Source organism: Hydrogenophaga sp. FW305-3-2-15-A-LB1 (genome assembly GCF_058787875.1).
Window position 1 is genome coordinate 34,664 of the sequence record NZ_JBYTAE010000010.1, and the last position, 19,864, is coordinate 54,527.

The following is a 19,864-nucleotide window of genomic DNA, read 5'->3' on the forward strand; positions in this document are numbered from 1 at the left end:
GGGGCGTTGCGGGAAAAGCTTGTCTGCATTTCATTATGCCCAACGCTTCGCGCAACCTTCGTACACTGCGGGCTCAACCCTTCGCGCGCCACCATGTCCGCACACGCCCTGCCCCGACACGTTCCTCTCACTGTGGCCTACCGGGGAGGCCATCCCGAGAACGTCCACCATGGCTCCATGGCGGTGGTGGATGCGCAGGGCAGGCTGCTGGCGGCCGTGGGCGATGTGGCGTCCCCGATGTTCACGCGCTCCTCGCTCAAGCCATTCCAGGCCATGCCCTTGATCGCCCAGGCCGCGGAGCGCTACCGGCTGAGCGACACCGACATTGCGCTGCTCTGCGCCAGCCACAGCGGCGAATCCCTGCACGTCGACGGTGTCGCCGCGCTGCTGGGCAAGCTGGGCGCAGACGAATCGGCGCTGGCCTGCGGCACCCACGTGCCCTTCTTCTTCGGGGCCACGGGCGCCACGCCGGCACCGGGCGCGCGCTTCACCCGGCTGCACCACAACTGCTCGGGCAAGCACACCGGCATGCTGTTGCTCGCCCACGCGCTCGGCGCCTCGTCCGGCAACTACCTTGACATCGACCACCCGGTGCAACAGCAGATTGCGGCCAGCGTGAGCCATTTTTCCGGCGTGCCCGTCGACCAACTGGTGCGCGGCACCGATGGCTGCAGCGCGCCCAACTACGCCCTGCCCTTGCGCTCGCTGGCGCACGCGTTTGCCCGCCTGACGCTGGCCGAGCCCGACCCGATCTATGGCCAGGCACCACAGCGCATCGCCCGCGCCATGAGCCGCCACCCCGAACGCGTGAGCGGGCAAGGCCGCAACGACCTGGCCCTGATGCAGGCAGGCCGCGGCGACTGGGTGAGCAAGGTCGGCGCCGACGGCGTTCAGGCCTTGGCGAGTTTCAGCCGCGGCATCGGCATCGCCGCCAAAGTCGGCGATGGTCAGTTGGCCCCGTTGATGGTGGCCTTCGTGTCGGCCCTGGAACAACTCGGCTGGCTCGACGAATCCAGCCGGGCCGCCCTCGCCAGCCTGATTCCCCCGCCATTGAAGAACGCGGCGGGCATCGAGGTGGGTGAGATGCGCGCGGTGCTGGCGCTGCGCAGCGTTTAAGCGCGGTACTTGCTGGTGATCGGGTAGCGCCAGTCCTTGCCGAAGCTGCGGTGGGTCACGCGGATGCCCACGGGTGCCTGGCGGCGCTTGTATTCGTTGATGCGGATCAGGCGCACCACCTTGTCCACGTCGGCCCGCTCGAAGCCGGCGGCCACGATGCTCTCGGGGCTCTGGTCGTTCTCCATGTAGCGCTCGATGATCGCGTCCAGGACCGGGTATTCCGGCAGGCTGTCCTGGTCCTTCTGATCGGGTCGCAGCTCGGCGCTGGGTGGGCGCGTGATGATGCGTTCCGGGATCGGGTTCGCACCCGTGCCGTAGGGATCGTGCGCGTTGCGCCAGCGGGCCAGCTTGAAGACCATGGTTTTGGCCACGTCCTTGATGACGGCAAAACCGCCGGCCATGTCGCCATACAGCGTGCAATAGCCCGTGGCCATCTCGCTCTTGTTGCCGGTGGTCAGCACGATGCTGCCGAACTTGTTGGACAAGGCCATGAGCAGGGTGCCGCGGATGCGCGCCTGCAGGTTCTCTTCCGTCGTGTCTTCGGACAGGCCGGCGAACTCGCTGGCCAGGCTGGCCTTGAAGGCTTCGAACTGGGGCGCAATGGCGATCTCGTCGTAGCGCACGCCCATGCGCGCAGCCATGTCGCGCGCATCGATCCAGGAAATGTCGGCCGTGTACGGCGACGGCATCATCACCGTGCGCACACGGTCCTTGCCCAGCGCGTCGACCGCGATGGCCAGCACCAGCGCCGAGTCGATGCCGCCCGACAGGCCCAGGATGGCGCCTGGGAATCCGTTCTTGCCCAGGTAGTCGCGCACGCCCAGCACCAGCGCATGCCACAGGTCGGCCTCCGGGCTGTGGGCGCGGTCGGTCTCGGCGGTGATCTGCCAGCCAGCCCCATCCCGCGTGAAGGCCACATCGAACAGCGTCTCCTCGAAGCTCACCGCGCGACCAGCCAGGGTGCCGTCGGCACCGAGCACGAAGCTGCGCCCCTCGAAGACGATCTCGTCCTGCCCGCCCACCAGGTGCGCGTAGACCAGCGGCAGACCGGTGGAGCGCACCCGCTCGCGCATGGTGGCTTCGCGCTCGCCGCCCTTGCCGGCATGGAACGGCGAAGCATTGATGACGGCCAGCAGGTCGGCGCCGGCGGCCCGGGCGTCGGCGGCGGGGGCGTCGAACCAGGCGTCTTCACAGATCAGCAGGCCCACGCGCACGCCTTCCACCTCGATCACGCAGGGCGCGTGGCCCGGCACGAAGTAGCGGCGCTCATCGAACACCTGGTAGTTGGGCAGCTCGCGCTTGGCGTAGGTGTGGGTCACCAGGCCCTCGCGCAACACGCTCGCCGCGTTGTGCAGGTAAGCCACGGCCACGCTGCGTTCGCGCCGTTCGATCGTGGCCCCAGGCGCCCGCGCCGGATGTCCCACCACGATGTGCAGGCCTTTGAGGTGGGTGGTCCCGGCCGCGATGACTTTGAGGGCATCATCACACGCATCGATGAACGCCGGCCGCAGGAAAAGGTCCTCGGCCGCGTAACCGCAGAGGGCCAACTCGGGCGTGAGCAGCAGGCGCGCGCCACGGGCATGGGCCTGGGTGGCGGCGTCGACGATTTTCCGGGCGTTGCCCACCATGTCGCCCACCACGAAGTTGAGCTGGGCCACGCAAATGGAGAGAGTCATGGGGTCTGGAAACCTTGCTGGAGAGACCGCGAAAACGCGGTGGGCGGGAGCCGTGTTTGTCTGAAATCGATTATGTCACCCGGGTCTTTGCCTCGCCGCAGGCGATCGATGCCGGCGCCTGGAACGCGTTGCTGGACAACGAGCCCGACCCCAGCCCCTTCATGCGCCATGAGTACCTGTCGGCGCTGCACGAAAGCGGCAGCGCGCGAGAGGCCACCGGCTGGCAAGCCCAGTTCGTGACGCTGTGGCGCGGCGATGTGCTGCACGCGGCCTGCCCGATGTACCTGAAGAGCCACTCCTACGGCGAGTACGTGTTCGACTGGGCCTGGGCCAATGCATACGCTCAGCATGGGCTGGACTACTACCCCAAGGCACTGGTGGCCGTGCCGTTCACCCCGGTGCCGGGCGCGCGCCTGCTGGCCCGCGACCCGGCCTCGCGCGCGGCGCTGGTGAAGGCCTTGATCGCGCACACCCGAGAGGAACAGCTGTCGTCGCTGCACCTGCTCTTCGCGCAACCCCACGACATCGACGCGTGCCATGCCGCCGGCCTGATGCTCAGGCACACCGTCCAGTTCCATTGGAGCAATCAGGATGCGAGGGGCCAGCCCTTTGACGATTTCGAACATTTCCTGGCCAGCCTGCAGCAGGAAAAACGCAAGAAAATCCGGCAGGAGCGGCGCAAGGTGGCCGATGCGGGCGTGCGCTTCCGCTGGTCGCGCGGCGCCGACATTTCGGAGGCCGACTGGGACTTCTTCTACCGCTGCTACGAGCGCACCTACCTCGAGCACGGCAACGCGCCCTACCTGAGCCGGGATTTTTTCCGCCGCATGGCGACCACCATGCCGCAACACTGGCTGCTGTTCATCGCCGAACGCGAAGGCCGGCCCATGGCCTGCAGCCTGATCGGCATCGACGACCACACCCGCGTGGCCTACGGGCGCTACTGGGGTGCACTGGAGCGCGTGGACTGCCTGCACTTCGAGGCCTGCTACTACCAGCCATTGGCCTGGTGCATGTCACACGGCTTCGTCCGTTTTGAAGGGGGCGCCCAGGGCGAACACAAGATGGCGCGCGCCCTGCTGCCGGTGAAGACAACCAGCGCCCACTGGCTGGCACATCCCGCGTTCGCGGACGCGGTGGAACGCTTCCTGGAACGCGAAGGCCAGGGGATCGGGGAGTACCTCGATCACCTGGCCCTGCGAAATCCGCTCAAGGCAGCGCCTTGAGCCTGGGTTGATCAGGCCTGCTTGGCCTTGTTGTAGTTCGCGATACCGTCCAGGATTTCCTGGTGGGCGGCGTCCTTGCCTTCCCAGCCGATCACCTTCACCCACTTGCCGGGCTCCAGGTCCTTGTAGTGCTCGAAGAAGTGTTGGATGGTGTTCAGGCGCATCGGGTTCAGGTCTTCGGGCTTCTGCCACTGGGTGTAGATCGACAGGATCTTGTCGGTCGGCACGGCCAGCACCTTGCCGTCTTCGCCGGCCTCGTCCTGCATCTTCAGGATGCCGATCGCGCGGCAGGGCACGACCACACCGGGAATGAGGGGCACGGGCGTGATCACGAGCACGTCGACCGGGTCGCCATCGCCAGAGATCGTCTGCGGCACATAACCGTAGTTGGTCGGGTAGTGCATGGCCGTGCTCATGAAGCGGTCCACGAAGATCGCGCCGGTTTCCTTGTCCACCTCGTACTTGATCGGGTCGGCGTTCATCGGGATCTCGATGATCACGTTGAACGATTCGGGAACGTTTTTGCCTGGGGTGACGTTGTCAAGGGACATGTTGATAAGGTCGTGGTTTGAAAAGGGGCTTTTCGGTCCGGCAGGCCTGCCGGCGAACAAAGGCGCGCCCGGATTCGGCCCGGCGCGCCTAGGATTTACCCTGATTTTACCGACTCCAGGCTGACAAACCTGGCCACAAGGAGTGGCCAAGTGGCATTTCCCCGCTAAATTCAAGGGGTTGGCCAATCGCCCTGTTTCAACGCTGTGCAACGCAGCGCAAACCGGCAGCGAGGAAGCAACGCAGCGGGGGCAGCCCCGGAGGCGTTGCCCCCTCCAAGTCGAAACAAGCAGGAGTAATTCTCATGGTTGGACAATCTGCGCTGATCTTTGCATTGGTCTGCGGGCTGGTGGCCGTCATCTACGGCTTCTGGTCCCGCAGCTGGATTCTTTCTCAGGACGCGGGCAACGCCCGCATGCAGGAAATCGCCGGGGCCATTCAGACCGGCGCCGCGGCCTACCTCGCGCGGCAGTACAAGACGATCGGCATCGTCGGGGTGGTGCTGGCCATCCTCATCGGCGTCTTCCTCGACGGCCCCACCGCCATCGGCTTCGTGCTCGGTGCCGTGCTCTCGGGCGCCTGCGGCTTCATCGGCATGAACATCTCGGTGCGCGCCAACGTGCGCACCGCGCAAGCGGCCACCAAGGGCATCGGCCCGGCGCTGGACGTGGCCTTCCGCGGCGGCGCCATCACCGGCATGCTGGTCGTGGGCCTGGGCCTGCTGGGCGTGTCCGGCTTCTTCTGGTTCCTGGTCGGCAACGGCAACCTCACGCCAGCGGCCGATCTGGCCAAGCTGCTGAACCCGCTGATCGGCTTTGCCTTCGGCTCCTCGCTGATCTCCATCTTCGCGCGCCTGGGCGGCGGCATCTTCACCAAAGGTGCCGACGTGGGCGCCGATCTGGTGGGCAAGGTCGAGGCTGGCATTCCGGAAGACGACCCGCGCAACCCGGCGGTGATCGCCGACAACGTGGGCGACAACGTGGGCGACTGCGCCGGCATGGCAGCCGACCTGTTCGAGACCTACGCGGTCACGCTGATCGCCACCATGGTGCTGGGCGCCCTCATGGTCGCGGCCGCGCCCATGCAGGCCGTGCTCTATCCGCTGGTGCTCGGTGGCGTATCCATCCTGGCGTCCATCGTCGGCTGCTTCTTCGTGAAGGCCAGCCCGGGCATGAAGAACGTGATGCCCGCGCTGTACAAGGGCCTGGCGATCGCAGGCGTGCTCTCGCTGATCGCCTTCTGGTTCGTCACCGCCTGGATCATGCCGGACAACGCCATCACCGCCACAGGCAGCCAGCTGCGCCTCTTCGGTGCCTGCGCCGTGGGCCTGGTGCTGACCGCCGCGCTGGTCTGGATCACCGAGTTCTACACCGGCACGCAGTACTCGCCGGTCAAGCACATCGCGCAAGCCTCGACCACCGGCCACGGCACCAACATCATTGCCGGCCTGGGCGTGTCCATGCGCTCCACCGCCTGGCCGGTGCTGTTCGTCTGCGTCGGCATCGTGGCCTCCTACACGCTGGCGGGCCTGTACGGCATCGCCATCGCCGCCACCGCCATGCTGAGCATGGCCGGCATCGTGGTCGCGCTGGACGCGTACGGTCCCATCACCGACAACGCCGGCGGCATCGCCGAAATGGCCGAGCTGCCCAGCAGCGTGCGCGACATCACCGACCCGCTGGACGCGGTGGGCAACACCACCAAGGCCGTGACCAAGGGCTACGCCATCGGCTCCGCCGGCCTGGCCGCGCTGGTGCTTTTCGCCGACTACACCCACAAGCTGGAAACCTACGGCCACCAGATCAAGTTCGACCTGAGCGACCCGATGGTGATCATCGGCCTGTTCATCGGCGGCATGATCCCCTACCTCTTCGGTGCCATGGCGATGGAGGCCGTGGGCCGTGCCGCCGGTTCGGTGGTTGTGGAGGTGCGCCGGCAGTTCAAGGAGATCCCCGGCATCATGGAAGGCACGGCCAAGCCCGAGTACGGCAAGGCGGTCGACATGTTGACCACGGCGGCCATCAAGGAGATGGTGATCCCCTCGCTGCTGCCGGTGGTGGTCCCCATCCTGGTGGGCGTGTTCCTGGGCCCGAAAGCGCTGGGCGGCCTGCTGATGGGCACCATCGTCACCGGCCTGTTCGTGGCCATCTCCATGTGCACCGGCGGTGGGGCCTGGGACAACGCCAAGAAGTACATCGAAGACGGCCACCATGGCGGCAAGGGCAGCGAGGCGCACAAGGCCGCCGTGACCGGCGACACCGTGGGCGACCCCTACAAGGACACGGCAGGCCCTGCCGTCAACCCGCTGATCAAGATCATCAACATCGTGGCGCTGCTGATCGTGCCGCTGCTGCCGCTGGCGGCCTGATCCCGTTCTCGAAGGTTCAAAGGGCCCGCTTCGGCGGGCCTTTTTTCTGGGCCGCCCCCGCCAGTAGGCGGACCACCGCGCTGGCACTGGGGGTGAGGCGATCGAGCTGGGCCGCCTCGCCCCGCTCGATCGCTTGCAGCACCAGCTCCTGGATGCCGCCCACGGCCGCCACCGCCATGGTGGGCGTGAGCACCTCACGCTCGGCGTTGATGGTCTCGAGCATGAAGTCGGCCAGGTGCTGCATCACCTCGCGGCGCACCAGGGCACCGGCTGGCCCGAGATGGTGGATTTCCACGAACAGCATGCGGATCAGCTGCGGCCCGCTGGCCAGGTGCGCCAGGTACGCACCCAAGGCATGTTCGACCTGGTCCTGCCAGGGGCGTTCGGGCTGCACGGCCTCGCGCAGGGTGCGCAGCGCGGAGGCGCTGGCCGCCCGGTACAGCTCGAGAAAGCAGGCGTCCTTGTCCGCGAAATGCTCGTAGAACGTGCGTTTGGACACCCCCGCCTCGGCCACCACGGCCGCGATCGACGTGGCCGCCAGACCCTGGGCCGCAGCGACCGTGGCCATGGCTTGCAGCAGGCGACCACGGTGTTCGTTCGGCACGGTGGCGTCGGCGCTGCGGGTGTTTTTCGGCTTCATGGACGGGCATCTTAGGGCCTGCACCCCATTCTTCTCCGCTTGACAGGGCGAATCGAAACACGCACCATCACGACTTGGTACGACACGGTACCAATCCGTTTTTCCACCCACGCCCCACCATGACCGAACTCGTTGTCCGCCGCCTGCTGATCGATCTGGAACAACCCGTGGCCCGCCACTGGTGCGGCGGCGACGCCTTTCTGACCGCGTGGTTCAACGCGCTGTCGATGAGCTTTCCCATCGGCGAGCAGTTCTTCATCGACTCGGTGCGCAACGGCTTCAAGGCCCTGCCGCCCGAGCGCCAAGCCGAGCTGCAAGCCGAAGTCCAGGGTTTCGTGGGCCAGGAAGCCACCCACCGGCGCATCCACGCGCTGTTCAACGCGCAGATCGAGAAACACGGCCTGGTGAACGACTGGGAACCCCGCGCACGTGACCGCCTCCAACTGCTGGAGGGCACGGACCCGCGCCACGGCCTGGCCATCACCGCCGCCAACGAACATTTCACCGCCCTCTTCGCCGAGTGGATGCTGTCTCACCCCCAACTGCTGGACGGCAGCGAGCCGCGATTGAAAACCCTTTGGCTCTGGCACAGCGCCGAAGAGGCCGAGCACAAGTGCACCGCTTTCGACCTGTACCAGGCACTGGGCGGCAGCCACACCTGGCGCACGACCTGGATGCGCCGCATCACGCTGGTCTTTCTCACCGACACCTTGCGCCAGACGGTGAACAACCTCAGGCGCGATGGCACGCTCTGGCGCTGGAGCACGTGGCGCAGCGCCGCCCGCCACATGCTTGGCCGCGACGGCCTGCTGCGCCAGACCTTCAAGCCCTGGCGCGCCTACTTCCGCCGCGACTTCCACCCGGATCAGCAGTCCAGCGAGCTCTCCGCCCAATGGCTGCGCGACAACGCCACGCAATACACCCGGGTGGGCCGCGCCGAGCCGGCCTGACCCGGCCCGCTCAGGCGGAAATGCCCTCGCGGCAACACCGGTACCCCCGGGTGTTCCCGTGCGGTCCGGCGGTCACTCGCCCATAATCGGCCCATGTCCGAACGCGTCATTCCCCTGATCGACCAGCGCCTGGTCTCCGTGGCCGCGCGCGTCCCTCAGGTCGGCACGGCCCCGACCGGCCTGCTCGGCGACGCGCTGGGCCGCCCGCTGCGCGATCTGCGCATCAGCGTGACCGACCGTTGCAACTTCCGCTGCAGCTATTGCATGCCGAAGGACATCTTCGACAAGGACTACCCCTACCTGCCGCACAGCTCGCTGCTGACCTTCGAGGAAATCACGCGCGTGGCGCGCCAGTTCGTCGCGCACGGGGTGCAGAAGATCCGCCTCACCGGCGGCGAGCCGCTGCTGCGCAAGAACCTCGAAATCCTGATCGAACAGCTGGCCGCGCTGCGCACGGTGGAAGGCCAGCCGCTGGACATCACGCTGACCACCAACGGCTCGCTGCTCGCGCGCAAGGCGCACGCCCTCAAGGCCGCCGGCCTGCAACGTGTCACGGTCAGCCTGGACGGCCTGGACGACACCATCTTCCGCGCCATGAACGACGTGGACTTCCCCGTGGCCGATGTGCTCGACGGCATTGCCGCAGCGCAGGCCGCGGGACTGGGCCCGATCAAGGTCAACATGGTGGTCAAGCGCGGCACCAACGACCACGAGATCCTGCCCATGGCGCGCCACTTCAAGGGCACGGGCATCGTGCTGCGCTTCATCGAGTACATGGACGTGGGCGCCACCAACGGCTGGCGCATGGACGAGGTGCTGCCCAGCGCGGAGGTGGTGCAACGCATCCACCGCGAACTGCCGCTGGTGCAACTCGGCGCATCGGCCCCCGGCGAAACCGCCGAGCGCTGGGCCTATGCCGACGGCTCGGGCGAGATCGGCGTGATCAGCAGCGTGACGCAGGCCTTCTGCAGCGACTGCAACCGCGCCCGTCTGTCCACCGAAGGCCAGCTCTACCTCTGCCTCTTCGCCAGCCAGGGCCACGACCTGCGCCACCTGATCCGCGGCGATGCCACCGACGAGCAGCTCGCCAGCGCGATCGCGGCGATCTGGCAAGGCCGCAGCGACCGGTACTCCGAACTGCGCGCCAGCCTTCCGCCCGAAGCCGGTGCAGGCGCACGTCGCGTCGAGATGAGCTACATCGGCGGTTAAGCAAAACAGATGATCCATTCCCATCAAATCACGGGCCTCGTGCTCGCCGGCGGCCGCGGCTCGCGCATGGGCGGCGTCGACAAGGGCCTGCAGAACTTCAACGGCACGCCGCTGGCGCTGCACGCCTTGCTGCGCCTGCAGATGCAGGAAGGCGGGCTGGTCGGCGGTCAGATGGTCAACGCCAACCGCAATCTGGCGGCCTACGAGGCCTTCGGCGTGCCGGTGTGGCCCGACACCCTGGACGGCTACGCGGGTCCCCTGGCCGGCTTCATGACCGGCCTGGAGCGCTGCGAAACGCCCTACCTGCTCACGGTGCCCTGCGACACGCCCCTCTTCCCGCTCGACCTCGCCCAGCGGCTGGCTCAGGCGTTCGAAGACGAGACCACCGAAATCGCCATGGCCGGCGCCCTGGAGGAAGACGGCCAGTTGCGGCCCCAGCCGGTGTTCTGCCTCATTCGGGTGGAGCTCATGGAAAGCCTGCTGGTCTTCACCCAGGCCGGCGGGCGCAAGATCGACCGCTGGACCGACCAGCACCGCACGGTGATCGTGCCCTTCGACCGGCCGGGCGACGACCCCAAGGCCTTCTTCAACACCAACACCCTGGCCGAACTGCACGCCCTCGAAAAGGGCTGAGCGCTCGGCCCTCCGTTCGTTTGTCCATGAAATCCATCGAGCAGATCGCGGCCGAATTGCAGGGCTACGACCCGCAGGCCATCAGCGCCGAACGCGTCAACGACTTCCTCGCCCGCCTGGTCGAGCCGGTCACCGCCACCGAAGACCTGGGCGTGTTCGACGCGCTGGGCCGCGTGCTGGCGCAGGACGTGGTCTCGCCCATCAGCGTGCCGCCGCACGACAACTCCGCCATGGACGGCTTCGCCTTCGACAGCGGGCTGCTGCGCCCGGGCGAGCCGCTGGGCCTGCGCGTGGCGGGCACGGCCTTCGCGGGCAAGGCCTGGGCCGGCACCGTGGGTGCGGGCGAGTGCCTGAAGATCATGACGGGCGCCATCATGCCGCCCGGGCTGGACACCGTGGTGCCGCTCGAATTCGTGAAGACCGAAGGTGATCGCGTCGTGGTGCCACCCAACGTGGTGAACGCGGGCGACAACCGCCGCCTGCTGGGCGAAGACCTCATGGCCGGCGAAGCGGCCTTGCGCCAAGGCCAGACACTCGGCCCGGCGGCGCTGGGCCTGCTGGCCAGCCTGGGCCTGCCCACCGTGAAGGTGTTCCGCCGCGTGAAGGTGGCGTACTTCTCCACCGGCGACGAGATCCTGAGCCTGGGCGAAACGCCGCGCGAAGGCGCGGTGTACGACAGCAACCGCTACACCATCTTCGGCCTGCTCACGCGCCTGGGCGTGGAGGTGGTCGACATGGGCGTGGTGCGCGACGAGCCCGCCGAGCTGGAAGCGGCCTTCCGCACCGCCGCCCTCAAGGCCGACGCCATCATCACCAGCGGTGGTGTGAGCATGGGCGAGGCCGACCACACCAAGGCCATGATGAAGCAGCTCGGCGACGTGGCCTTCTGGCGCATCGCGATGCGCCCGGGCCGCCCCATGGCGGTGGGCCGCATCGACGAGGCCGGCAAGAGCGCCGTGCTGTTCGGGCTGCCAGGCAACCCGGTGGCGGTGATGGTCACCTTCCTGGCCTTCGTGCGCCCGGCCCTGCAGCGCCTTATGGGCGCTTCACCCAGCGAACCCGTGCTGCTGCAAGCCCACAGCGGCGAAGCCCTGCGCAAGAAGCCGGGCCGCACCGAGTACCAGCGCGGCATCGTCACCCGCACGCCCGACGGCGCGCTCAGCGTGCGCACCACGGGCAACCAGGGTTCGGGCGTGCTCAGCTCGATGGTGGAGGCCAACGGCCTGATCGTGCTGCACCACCGCCAGGGCAACGTGGCCGCGGGCGACCCGGTGGACGTGATGATGTTCGACGGCGCGATCTGACCCGGCTCACTTGGCCGGGATGGCGGCGTCCGCGTGGCCGCCATCGTGCTGCGCGGCCTTCGCCTTCGAATGGGACTTGTCGCGCGAGAGCAGCGTGTACATGGTGGGCACCACGAAGATGGTCAGCAGCGTGCCCACGCTCATGCCGCCCACGATCACCCAGCCGATCTGCTGCCGGCTCTCGGCCCCCGCGCCAGATGCCAGCGCCAGCGGAATGGCGCCCAGCACCATGGCGCCCGTGGTCATCAGGATGGGCCGCAGGCGCAGCGCGGCCGACTGTCTGACGGCCTCGAACTTCTCCAGGCCCTGGTCGCGCAGCTGGTTGGAGAACTCCACGATCAAAATGCCGTGCTTGGTGATCAGCCCCACCAGCGTGATGAGCCCGATCTGGCTGAACACGTTGATGGTGCCGCCCGTCAGCTTGAGCGCCAGCAGCGCGCCCATCATGGACAGCGGCACGCTGAGCATGATGATGAACGGATCGACAAAGCTCTCGAACTGCGCCGCGAGCACGAGGTAGATGAACAGCAGCGAGAGCGCGAAGACGATGGCCAGCGAGCCCGAGGCGTTGCGGAACTCGCGGCTCTGGCCGTTCAGGTCGGTGGTGTAGCCGGCGGGCAGCACCTCGCGCGCGGTCTTGTCCATGAACTGCAGGGCCTCGCCCAGCGAGTAGTCGGGCGCCAGGTTGGCGGTGAGGGACGCGCTGCGGCGCTGGCCGAAGTGGTTGAGCTCGCGCGGCACCACCACCTCGCTGATCTTGACCAGCGAGGCCAGGGGAATCATGGCGTCGTTGCGGCCGCGCACGAACAGGCGGTCGATGTCCTCGGGCGTGCTGCGGTTGCCCGAGACGGTCTGTACCACCACGTCGTACTGTTCACCGTCGCGCTTGTAGCGCGTGACGATGCGGCCGCCCAGCATGGTCTCGACGGTGCGCGCGATGGCATCCACGTTCACACCCATGTCGGCCGCGCGCTCGCGGTCCACGTCCATGCGGATCTCGGGCTTGTTCAGGCGCAGGTCGGTGTCGATCTGCACCAGGCCCGGGTTCTTGCTCAGCTCGTCCTGGAAGCGGCGCACGGTTTGCGCCAGGTTCTCGTAGCTGTCGGAGGTGACGATCACGTAGTTGATCGGGCGCTCGCGAAAGCCCTGCCCGAGCGAGGGCGGCGTGATGGGAAAGGCGCTGATGCCCGGCAGCGACGCCAGGCGCGGCGTGATCTCGCGCGCGATGCGCTGCGTGGAGCGCTCGCGCTCTTCCCAGGGCAGCGCGCGCATGAACACCACGCCCTGCGCCACCGAGGGGTTGCCCACGTTGACGAAGATGCGGTCGAATTCGGGGTAGTCCTGGGCGATGTTCTCGATCGCCTCCGCGTACTTGCGGGTGTAGGCCAGCGTGGCGCCATCCGGGCCGTTGATGTTGGCCAGGATCACGCCGCGGTCCTCGATCGGCGCGAGCTCCTGGCGCATGGTCTGCAGCATCCACGCGCTGGCCAGCGCGCTGCCGGCCATGACCGCCACCACCAGCCAGCGAACCCGCAGCGAGGCGCCCAGCACCCGGCTGAAGCCGCGCGTGACCGCATTGAGCACGCGCTCCATGCCGCGGTCGAACCGGCCCGGGTTGGGGTTGTGCCGCAGCAGCTTGGAGCACAGCATGGGCGAAAGCGTGAGCGCCACGAAGCCGGAAACCACCACCGCCCCGGCCAGCGCCAGCGCGAACTCGGCGAACAGACGGCCGGTGCGGCCGGGCGTGAAGGCCAGCGGCGCATACACCGCCGCCAGCGTGAGCGTCATCGCCACGATGGCAAAGCCGATTTCCCGCGCGCCCTGGATCGCCGCGTCGAAGGGCTTCATGCCCTCCTCGATGTGCCGGTAAATGTTCTCCAGCATCACGATGGCGTCGTCCACCACCAGGCCGATGGCCAGCACCAGGGCCAGCAGCGTGAGCGTGTTGATGGAGAAACCGAACATCGCCATCAGCGCGAACGCGCCGATCAGGCTGACCGGGATGGTCATGAGCGGAATGATCGAGGCGCGCAGCGTGCGCAGGAACACGAAGATGACCAGCGCCACCAGCACCACGGCTTCGGCGATGGTGGTGTAGACCGCCTTGATCGAGCGGTCGATGAAGACCGAGTTGTCGTTGGCGATGTCCACGTTCACACCGGCGGGCAGGTCCTGCTTGACCTTCTCCAGCATCTGCCGCACGGCGGCCGAGAGCTCCAGCGGGTTGGCGGTCGCCTGCCGGATCACGCCGAGCGAGACCGCGTCGCGGCCATTGAGCCGCACCGAGGTGCGTTCGTCCTGCGGCGCCTGCACCACGCGCGCGACGTCGGCGATGCGGATGGTCTGGCCGTTGACGTTGCGGATCGCCACCGCCGAAAACTGCTCGGGTGTCTGCAGGTCGGTGGCGGCGGTCACGTTGAACTCGCGCAGCGTGCTCTCGATGCGGCCGGCCGGCACTTCCAGGTTGGAGCGGCGCAGGGCGTCTTCCACGTCCTGCACGGTCAGCGCGTAGGCGGCCAGGCGGTCCGGGTCCATCCAGATGCGCATGGAATAGCGGCGCTCGCCGTACACGCGCACCTCGGCCGCGCCGGGCGCCGTTTGCAGCACGGGCTTGGCCAGGCGGTTGGCGAAATCGCTGAGCTGCAGCGCGCTGTGGGTGTCGGAGGTAAGGGCCAGCCAGATCACGGGCGAGGCGTCGGCCTCCACCTTGGCGATCACCGGCTCGTCCACGTCCTGCGGCAGGCGCTGGCGCACGCGGCTGACCTTGTCGCGCACATCGGCGGCGGCCGAGTCGGGGTCGCGCTCGAGCTTGAAGCGCACCGTGATCTGGCTCTGTTCCTGGCGGCTGATCGAGGTGATCACGTCCAGCCCCTCGATGCCCGCGAGCGAGTCTTCCAGCGGCTTGGTGACCTGCGACTCGATCACCTCGCTGGACGCCCCGCCGAAGCGCGTGGAGACCGTGACGGTGGGCTCATCGATCTTGGGGTACTCGCGCACCGTCAGGCCGTTGAACGACACGATGCCCACCAGCAGGATGAGCAGGGACAGCACCGAGGCGAACACCGGGCGCCGGATCGAGATCTCAGGCAGTTGCATGCGAGTTCCTGAGGGTTCAGCGCGCCGGCACCGGGGCCGTTTCAGCGGCGGCAGGCGCAGCCATGTTCACGACCCGCACCGCGGTGCCATCGCGCTGCAGCCGCTGCTGGCCGGCGATCACCACGGTGTCGCCCTGCCGCAGGCCGCTGACCACCTCGACATCCGAACCCCGGCGCGCGCCCAGGGCCACTTCCACCCGGCGCGAGTGGCGCTTCTTCGCGTCGCCCTCGCCCTGTTCGTCGAGCACGTAGGCGTACTGCTTGCCGGCCTGGGGCACCAGGGCTTCCTCGGGCACCACCAACGCGCGCTCGTTGACCGAGAAGACGATCAGCACGCGCGCGAACATGCCGGGACGCAACACGTTGTCGGCCGCAGGGGGCATGACGGCCCGCACGGAGATGGAGCGGCCATTGGCGTCGAGCAGCGGGTCCACGGCCAGCACCTTGGCTTCGAACGAGCGGTTCGGCAAGGCATCGAGCTGCACCTGCACCACCTGGCCCGGGGCGAGCTGGGTCTGGTAGCGCTCCGGCAAGCGGAAGTCCACCGTGAGCATGGACGTGTCCTCGAGGTTCACGAGGTTGTCGCCGTCCTTCACGTAGGCCCCCAGGTTGATGCTGCGCAGGCCCACGGTGCCCGCGAACGGGGCGGTGATGCGCATGCGCTGCAGCCGCGCGTCGGCCAGCGCCACCTGGGCTTCGGCCACCTGCAGGTTGGCCTGGCTTTCCTCCACCACGCGCTGGGCCACGAAGTTCTGCGCCACCAGCTCCTGGTTGCGCTTGAGGTTGGCGCGCGCGATGGACAGCTGGGCCTGGGCCTGGCTCAATTCGGCGCGCTGCAAGGTGTCGTCGAGTTGCACCAGCAACTGGCCCGCCTTGACCCGGGCGCCGTCCGCGAAGACGATCCGGGCCACCCGGCCACTGGTCTCGGGCTTGAGCGTCACGCTCTGGCGGGAGCGCAGGGTGCCCACGGCCTGGGCGTCGTCCTGCAGCCGGATGGCCTTCACCCGCGTCACCTCCACACCGGGTGCGCCACCGGCCGCTGCACCGGAAGCGCCCGGTCCGGTGCCGGCCACCGGCGGGGTGATGGCATCCCGGATCTGCAGCCACCAGGCCGCACCGGAGGCCAGACCGATGCCAACGACGGCCACCACCACGTAAAGCGCTTTGTTCGCCATGGATTCCACTGCCGGGGAAAAGGACGCCCTACCCCCGTGGGGCATGGCACAGATCGATGAAACGAAATGTAGCAGTGGGTGGGGGCCGCCGGTGACGGGATTTCCCCTGTAGGACTCAGGCCGGCACGCCCCGGTTGGCCAGGGCGTCGGCCCGTTCGTTGCCAGGGTCGCCGGCGTGGCCTTTGACCCAGTGCCATTCGATCTGGTGGGGCCCGGCGTGCACCAGGCCATCGAGCTTGCGCCAGAGGTCGGCGTTCTTCACCGGCTGCTTGGCCGCCGTGACCCAGCCCTTGCGCTTCCAGCCGTGGATCCACTCGGTGATGCCCTGGCGCACGTACTGGCTGTCGAGGTACAGCGAGACCCGGCAGGGGCGCTTGAGCGCGGCCAGGCCTTCGATCACCGCGGTGAGTTCCATGCGGTTGTTGGTGGTTTCGCGCTCGCCGCCCCACAACTCCTTCTCGAAACCCTCTGACTTGAGGTAAACGCCCCAGCCGCCAGGCCCAGGGTTGCCCTTGCAGGCACCGTCGGTGTAGATCACCACATGGTTCAAAAAAAGCTCCTGAATACAAAAAGGGAGAGGCGCGGCGGCGTTCAGTGCCGGTGGGTCACCGACACCGGGGCGGCCGAAGTGGCGCGCCTGGGCTTCCAGGCCGGGCCCAGCAGGCGCATGCCGCGCACGCGCTTGACCGCCACCACGAAATACACCGCGCCAAAGATGGGCCACCAGCGGGCACCGGCGCGGTCCAGCCAGGCGTAGCGCTGCAACCAGGTGTCGGTGCGCATCGCCGGGCGGTAGCAGCCAAAGCGGTCCGACTCTACTTCAAAACTGAGCAGCCTCAGCCAGTCGCGCAGGCGCCAGGGACCGATGAAATCCCCTGCTTCAGGCAGGTACAGGCTGGAGGCACCGAAGGCGTTGAGGCCCACCCGGGCGCAGAACCGGCCGCGCCCCTGGCGCAGGCCCCACAGGCTCGTGGGGTTGAAGCCCGAGATCACCACCCGGCCTTCGGGCACCAGCACGCGCTCGACCTCGCGCAGCACGTGGTGCGGGTCGGCGCTGAACTCCAGCGTGTGGGGCAGCACCACCAGGTCCAGGCTGGCCTCGGGGAACGGCAGGGCGGCCGCGTCGGTGATCAGGGCCACGCGCGGGGCGCGGCCCTCGGCCCTGGCCGGCAGCACCTCGGGCAGCGCCAGCCAGCGGTGCGGCATGCGGTTGGCCTGCAGGCCCTCCAGCTCGGGCAAACCGAGCTGCAAGGCGTTGTAGCCAAAGAGGTCGGCCACCGCCAGGTCGAACTGGGCCTGCTCCCACGCCAGCAGGTACTGGCCGGGCGCGGTCGAAAACCAATCGGTCAACCCTATAATTTTTGCGGTCATGTGCGGTGGGGCCGAAGCCGGTTCCGGCAGGAAGTCTGCGACACTGCAAACCACCGGGAAGGCCAGCCCCGCACTCTACACGCCCTACCCGACATCCGTCCCATGCACCTCATTCCGATCCCGGCCTTCAGCGACAACTACATCTGGGCCCTGCACGACGGCGCCCAGGCGCTGGTCGTGGACCCTGGCGAAGCCGCGGGCGTGGCCCGGTGGCTGGCACAGGAAGGCCTGCGGCTGGACACCATCCTGATCACCCACCACCACGCCGACCACACCGGCGGCGTGGCCGAACTGCGCGAGGCCACTGGCGCGCGCGTGATCGGCCCGGCCTTCGAGCCCATGCCCGAGCCGCTGCAGCGCGTTGGCGAAGGCGAGTCGGTGGAGGTGCTCGGCCTGCGCTTCGAGGTGATCGAGGTGCCGGGGCACACCGCCGGCCACATCGCCTACTACACGCCCGCCCTGGACGGCGCCCCGCTGCTGTTCTGTGGCGACACGCTGTTCTCCGGCGGCTGCGGCCGCCTGTTCGAGGGCACGCCGGCCCAGATGCTGGACTCGCTCACCCGGCTGGCCGCCCTGCCCGCCTCCACCCGCGTGTGCTGCACCCACGAGTACACGCTGTCCAATCTCAAGTTCGCGCAGGCGGTGGAGCCCGGCAATGCCGAGCTGGCGGCCTACACCGCCCACTGCCAGGCGCAATGCGCGCAGAACTTTCCCACGCTGCCCAGCTCCATCGGGCTGGAAAAACAGATCAATCCTTTCTTGCGCACCGGCGAAACCGCCGTCGTGCGCTCCGCCCAGGCCCACGAGCCGGGCATTGCCACCGATGCCGTGTCGGTGTTCGCCACGCTTCGCGAATGGAAAAACGTTTTCAGATGACCCCTGCCTTCCCGACCGCCCTTCCCGCTCCCGCCAGTGCTCCCCTGTCCACCGGTCCCGCCCGCCGCTGGCTGACGCTGGCCGGCACGGCCCTGGTGCTGCTGGTGTCCGGCTGCGCCACCACGGCGCTGCCCGAGGCCGGCAGCGGCGCCACCGGCGCGCCCAACGCCACGCCACCCGTCGCCGCCAGTGCGCCGCGCCTGCCCTCGTATCGCCTGCCCAGCGATGTGCCCCTGAGCACCATCGGCACAGCCGAAACCGCGCTCTCCAGCGTGACGACGCTGGACGCCCCCGCCGACCTCTGGGACCGCATCCGCCGTGGCTTCGCCATGCCCGACCTCGAAGGCGACCTGGTGCGCGACCGCGAGCAGTGGTACGCCACCCGGCCCGACTACATGCAGCGCATGACGGAGCGCTCCAGCCGCTATCTGTTCCACATCGTGGAGGAGATCGAGCGCCGCAACATGCCCATGGAGCTGGCCCTGCTGCCCTTCATCGAAAGCGCCTTCAACCCACAGGCCGTCTCCAGCGCGCGCGCCGCAGGCATGTGGCAGTTCATGCCCGCCACCGGCCAGTCGTTCGACCTCAAGCAGAACGCCTTCCGCGACGATCGGCGCGACGTGCTCGCCTCCACGCGGGCCGCGCTCGACTACCTGCAGCAGCTGTACGGTCGCTTCGGGGACTGGCACCTCGCGCTGGCGGCGTACAACTGGGGCCAGGGCAACGTCAACCGCGCCATCACCAACAACCAGCGCCTGGGCAAGCCCACCGGTTACACCGACCTCAACATGCCGGCGGAAACGCGCCTGTACGTGCCCAAGCTGCAGGCGGTGGAGAACATCCTGGCGCGGCCCGAGGCCTACAACACCACCCTGCCCCTGATCGGCAACCACCCCTTCTTCGACACCGTCGCGCTGGAGCGCGACATGGATGTCGCCCTCATCGCCCGCCTGGCCGAGGTGGCGGAAAAAGACTTCCGCGCGCTCAACCCCTCCCTGCGCCAGCCCATCGTGATGGCCGCCGGCACGCCGCATGTGCTGCTGCCCTGGGACAACGCGTTGATCTTCCAGCGCAACCTGCAATCCCACACCGGCCCCCTGGCCAGCTGGACGGCCTGGGTCGTGCCCACCACCATGTCCGTGGCCCAGGCCGCCGACCGGGCGGGCATGAGCGAAGCCGAGTTGCGCGCGGTCAACAACATTCCGCCTCGCATGCAGGTGCGCGCCGGCTCCAGCCTGCTCGTGCCACGCACCGACAAGCGCAACGGCGACGTGCCGGTGCACGTGGCCGACAACGGCCAGATCAGCTTCCAGCCGGAGGTCATCCTCAAGCGCACCACCGTCAAGGCGCGCAAGGGCGAGAACCTGACGCGCCTGGCCCAGCGCTATGGCGTGAGCCCGGTGAGCGTGGCGGGCTGGAACAAGCTGGCCGTGAACGCGGCGCTCAAACCGGGCCAGCGCATCACGCTCATGCTGCCGCAGCGGGTCGCGGTCGCCAAGGCCGCCCCGCCGAGCAAGGCCCCGGCCAAGAAGTCGGCCACGGCCACACCGGCGCGCAAGGCCTCGCCCACCGCGAGCAAGCCGGTGAAGACCAAGTCCAAGACCGCCACCAGCGCGAGCAAGACGCGCGTGGCGTCCAGCGGCAAGTCCGACAAGAAGAACTGAGCGACCGGGCGC

General features: G+C 68.2%; 16 protein-coding genes. 9 read left to right on the plus strand and 7 right to left on the minus strand.

Features of this window, described 5'->3' with window-relative positions:
* The first annotated feature begins 93 nt into the window (after positions 1-93).
* The gene (locus tag AC3WPZ_RS04710; RefSeq protein ID WP_444686691.1) at positions 94-1,116 is read left to right on the plus strand and encodes an asparaginase; all 1,023 of its coding nucleotides are present in this window, start codon (positions 94-96) and stop codon (positions 1,114-1,116) included.
* On the opposite strand, the gene AC3WPZ_RS04715 is transcribed toward AC3WPZ_RS04710, so the two are convergent.
* Complete coding sequence (locus AC3WPZ_RS04715) at positions 1,113-2,792, minus strand: NAD+ synthase (RefSeq protein WP_444686692.1); 1,680 nt, start codon at positions 2,790-2,792, stop codon at positions 1,113-1,115. The genes AC3WPZ_RS04710 and AC3WPZ_RS04715 overlap by 4 nt on opposite strands.
* 56 nt (positions 2,793-2,848) lie before the next feature.
* Between AC3WPZ_RS04715 and AC3WPZ_RS04720 the strand changes: the two genes are divergently transcribed.
* Positions 2,849-4,018 carry a GNAT family N-acetyltransferase gene (locus tag AC3WPZ_RS04720; protein ID WP_444686693.1) on the plus strand — a complete coding sequence of 390 codons (1,170 nt, stop codon included), beginning with the start codon at positions 2,849-2,851 and terminating at the stop codon, positions 4,016-4,018.
* Positions 4,019-4,029: 11 nt separating this feature from the next.
* Here AC3WPZ_RS04720 and ppa read toward each other — a convergent pair whose 3' ends face one another.
* Positions 4,030-4,569 (minus strand): inorganic diphosphatase, encoded by a 540-nt coding sequence (gene ppa / locus AC3WPZ_RS04725; protein WP_382157451.1) that lies wholly within the window; start codon positions 4,567-4,569, stop codon positions 4,030-4,032.
* 302 nt (positions 4,570-4,871) lie between these two features.
* Here ppa and AC3WPZ_RS04730 point away from each other — a divergent pair, with 302 nt between their 5' ends.
* A complete protein-coding gene (locus AC3WPZ_RS04730; protein WP_382325148.1) occupies positions 4,872-6,935 on the plus strand; it encodes a sodium-translocating pyrophosphatase in 2,064 nt (687 codons plus the stop codon).
* Positions 6,936-6,951: 16 nt separating this feature from the next.
* Here the strand turns inward: AC3WPZ_RS04730 and AC3WPZ_RS04735 are convergent, their stop codons facing one another.
* Complete coding sequence (locus AC3WPZ_RS04735) at positions 6,952-7,575, minus strand: TetR/AcrR family transcriptional regulator (protein WP_444686694.1); 624 nt, start codon at positions 7,573-7,575, stop codon at positions 6,952-6,954.
* Positions 7,576-7,694: 119 nt separating this feature from the next.
* On the opposite strand from AC3WPZ_RS04735, the gene AC3WPZ_RS04740 reads away from it, so the two are divergent.
* The 4 genes from AC3WPZ_RS04740 (at position 7,695) to moeA (ending at position 11,671) form a co-directional block, all read left to right on the plus strand.
* Complete coding sequence (locus AC3WPZ_RS04740) at positions 7,695-8,525, plus strand: metal-dependent hydrolase (protein WP_382325152.1); 831 nt, start codon at positions 7,695-7,697, stop codon at positions 8,523-8,525.
* A 93-nt stretch (positions 8,526-8,618) separates the two neighbouring features.
* Positions 8,619-9,734 carry a GTP 3',8-cyclase MoaA gene (gene moaA / locus AC3WPZ_RS04745; RefSeq protein ID WP_382325154.1) on the plus strand — a complete coding sequence of 372 codons (1,116 nt, stop codon included), beginning with the start codon at positions 8,619-8,621 and terminating at the stop codon, positions 9,732-9,734.
* 9 nt (positions 9,735-9,743) lie between these two features.
* Positions 9,744-10,367: a molybdenum cofactor guanylyltransferase MobA gene (mobA, locus tag AC3WPZ_RS04750; protein WP_291118881.1), complete on the plus strand. Its 624-nt coding sequence runs from the start codon at positions 9,744-9,746 to the stop codon at positions 10,365-10,367.
* Positions 10,368-10,393: 26 nt separating this feature from the next.
* The gene (gene moeA / locus AC3WPZ_RS04755; RefSeq protein ID WP_444686695.1) at positions 10,394-11,671 is read left to right on the plus strand and encodes a molybdopterin molybdotransferase MoeA; all 1,278 of its coding nucleotides are present in this window, start codon (positions 10,394-10,396) and stop codon (positions 11,669-11,671) included.
* A gap of 6 nt (positions 11,672-11,677) precedes the next feature.
* Here the strand turns inward: moeA and AC3WPZ_RS04760 are convergent, their stop codons facing one another.
* The 4 genes from AC3WPZ_RS04760 to AC3WPZ_RS04775 all read right to left on the minus strand — a co-directional run bounded on the left by AC3WPZ_RS04760 (position 11,678) and on the right by AC3WPZ_RS04775 (position 17,312).
* A complete protein-coding gene (locus tag AC3WPZ_RS04760) occupies positions 11,678-14,767 on the minus strand; it encodes an efflux RND transporter permease subunit (RefSeq protein WP_444686696.1) in 3,090 nt (1,029 codons plus the stop codon).
* A 16-nt stretch (positions 14,768-14,783) separates the two neighbouring features.
* Entirely contained in the window at positions 14,784-15,941 is a 1,158-nt protein-coding gene (locus tag AC3WPZ_RS04765) for an efflux RND transporter periplasmic adaptor subunit (protein WP_444686697.1), read from the minus strand.
* A 115-nt stretch (positions 15,942-16,056) separates the two neighbouring features.
* A complete protein-coding gene (gene rnhA, locus AC3WPZ_RS04770; protein ID WP_382157435.1) occupies positions 16,057-16,491 on the minus strand; it encodes a ribonuclease HI in 435 nt (144 codons plus the stop codon).
* Positions 16,492-16,532: 41 nt separating this feature from the next.
* Positions 16,533-17,312 carry a class I SAM-dependent methyltransferase gene (locus tag AC3WPZ_RS04775; protein ID WP_382325162.1) on the minus strand — a complete coding sequence of 260 codons (780 nt, stop codon included), beginning with the start codon at positions 17,310-17,312 and terminating at the stop codon, positions 16,533-16,535.
* 102 nt (positions 17,313-17,414) lie between these two features.
* Between AC3WPZ_RS04775 and gloB the strand changes: the two genes are divergently transcribed.
* Both gloB and AC3WPZ_RS04785 read left to right on the plus strand, forming a co-directional pair.
* A complete protein-coding gene (gloB, locus tag AC3WPZ_RS04780) occupies positions 17,415-18,188 on the plus strand; it encodes a hydroxyacylglutathione hydrolase (RefSeq protein ID WP_444686698.1) in 774 nt (257 codons plus the stop codon).
* Complete coding sequence (locus tag AC3WPZ_RS04785) at positions 18,185-19,852, plus strand: transglycosylase SLT domain-containing protein (protein WP_444686699.1); 1,668 nt, start codon at positions 18,185-18,187, stop codon at positions 19,850-19,852. The genes gloB and AC3WPZ_RS04785 overlap by 4 nt, the downstream gene beginning before the upstream one ends.
* The last annotated feature ends 12 nt before the right edge of the window (positions 19,853-19,864 follow it).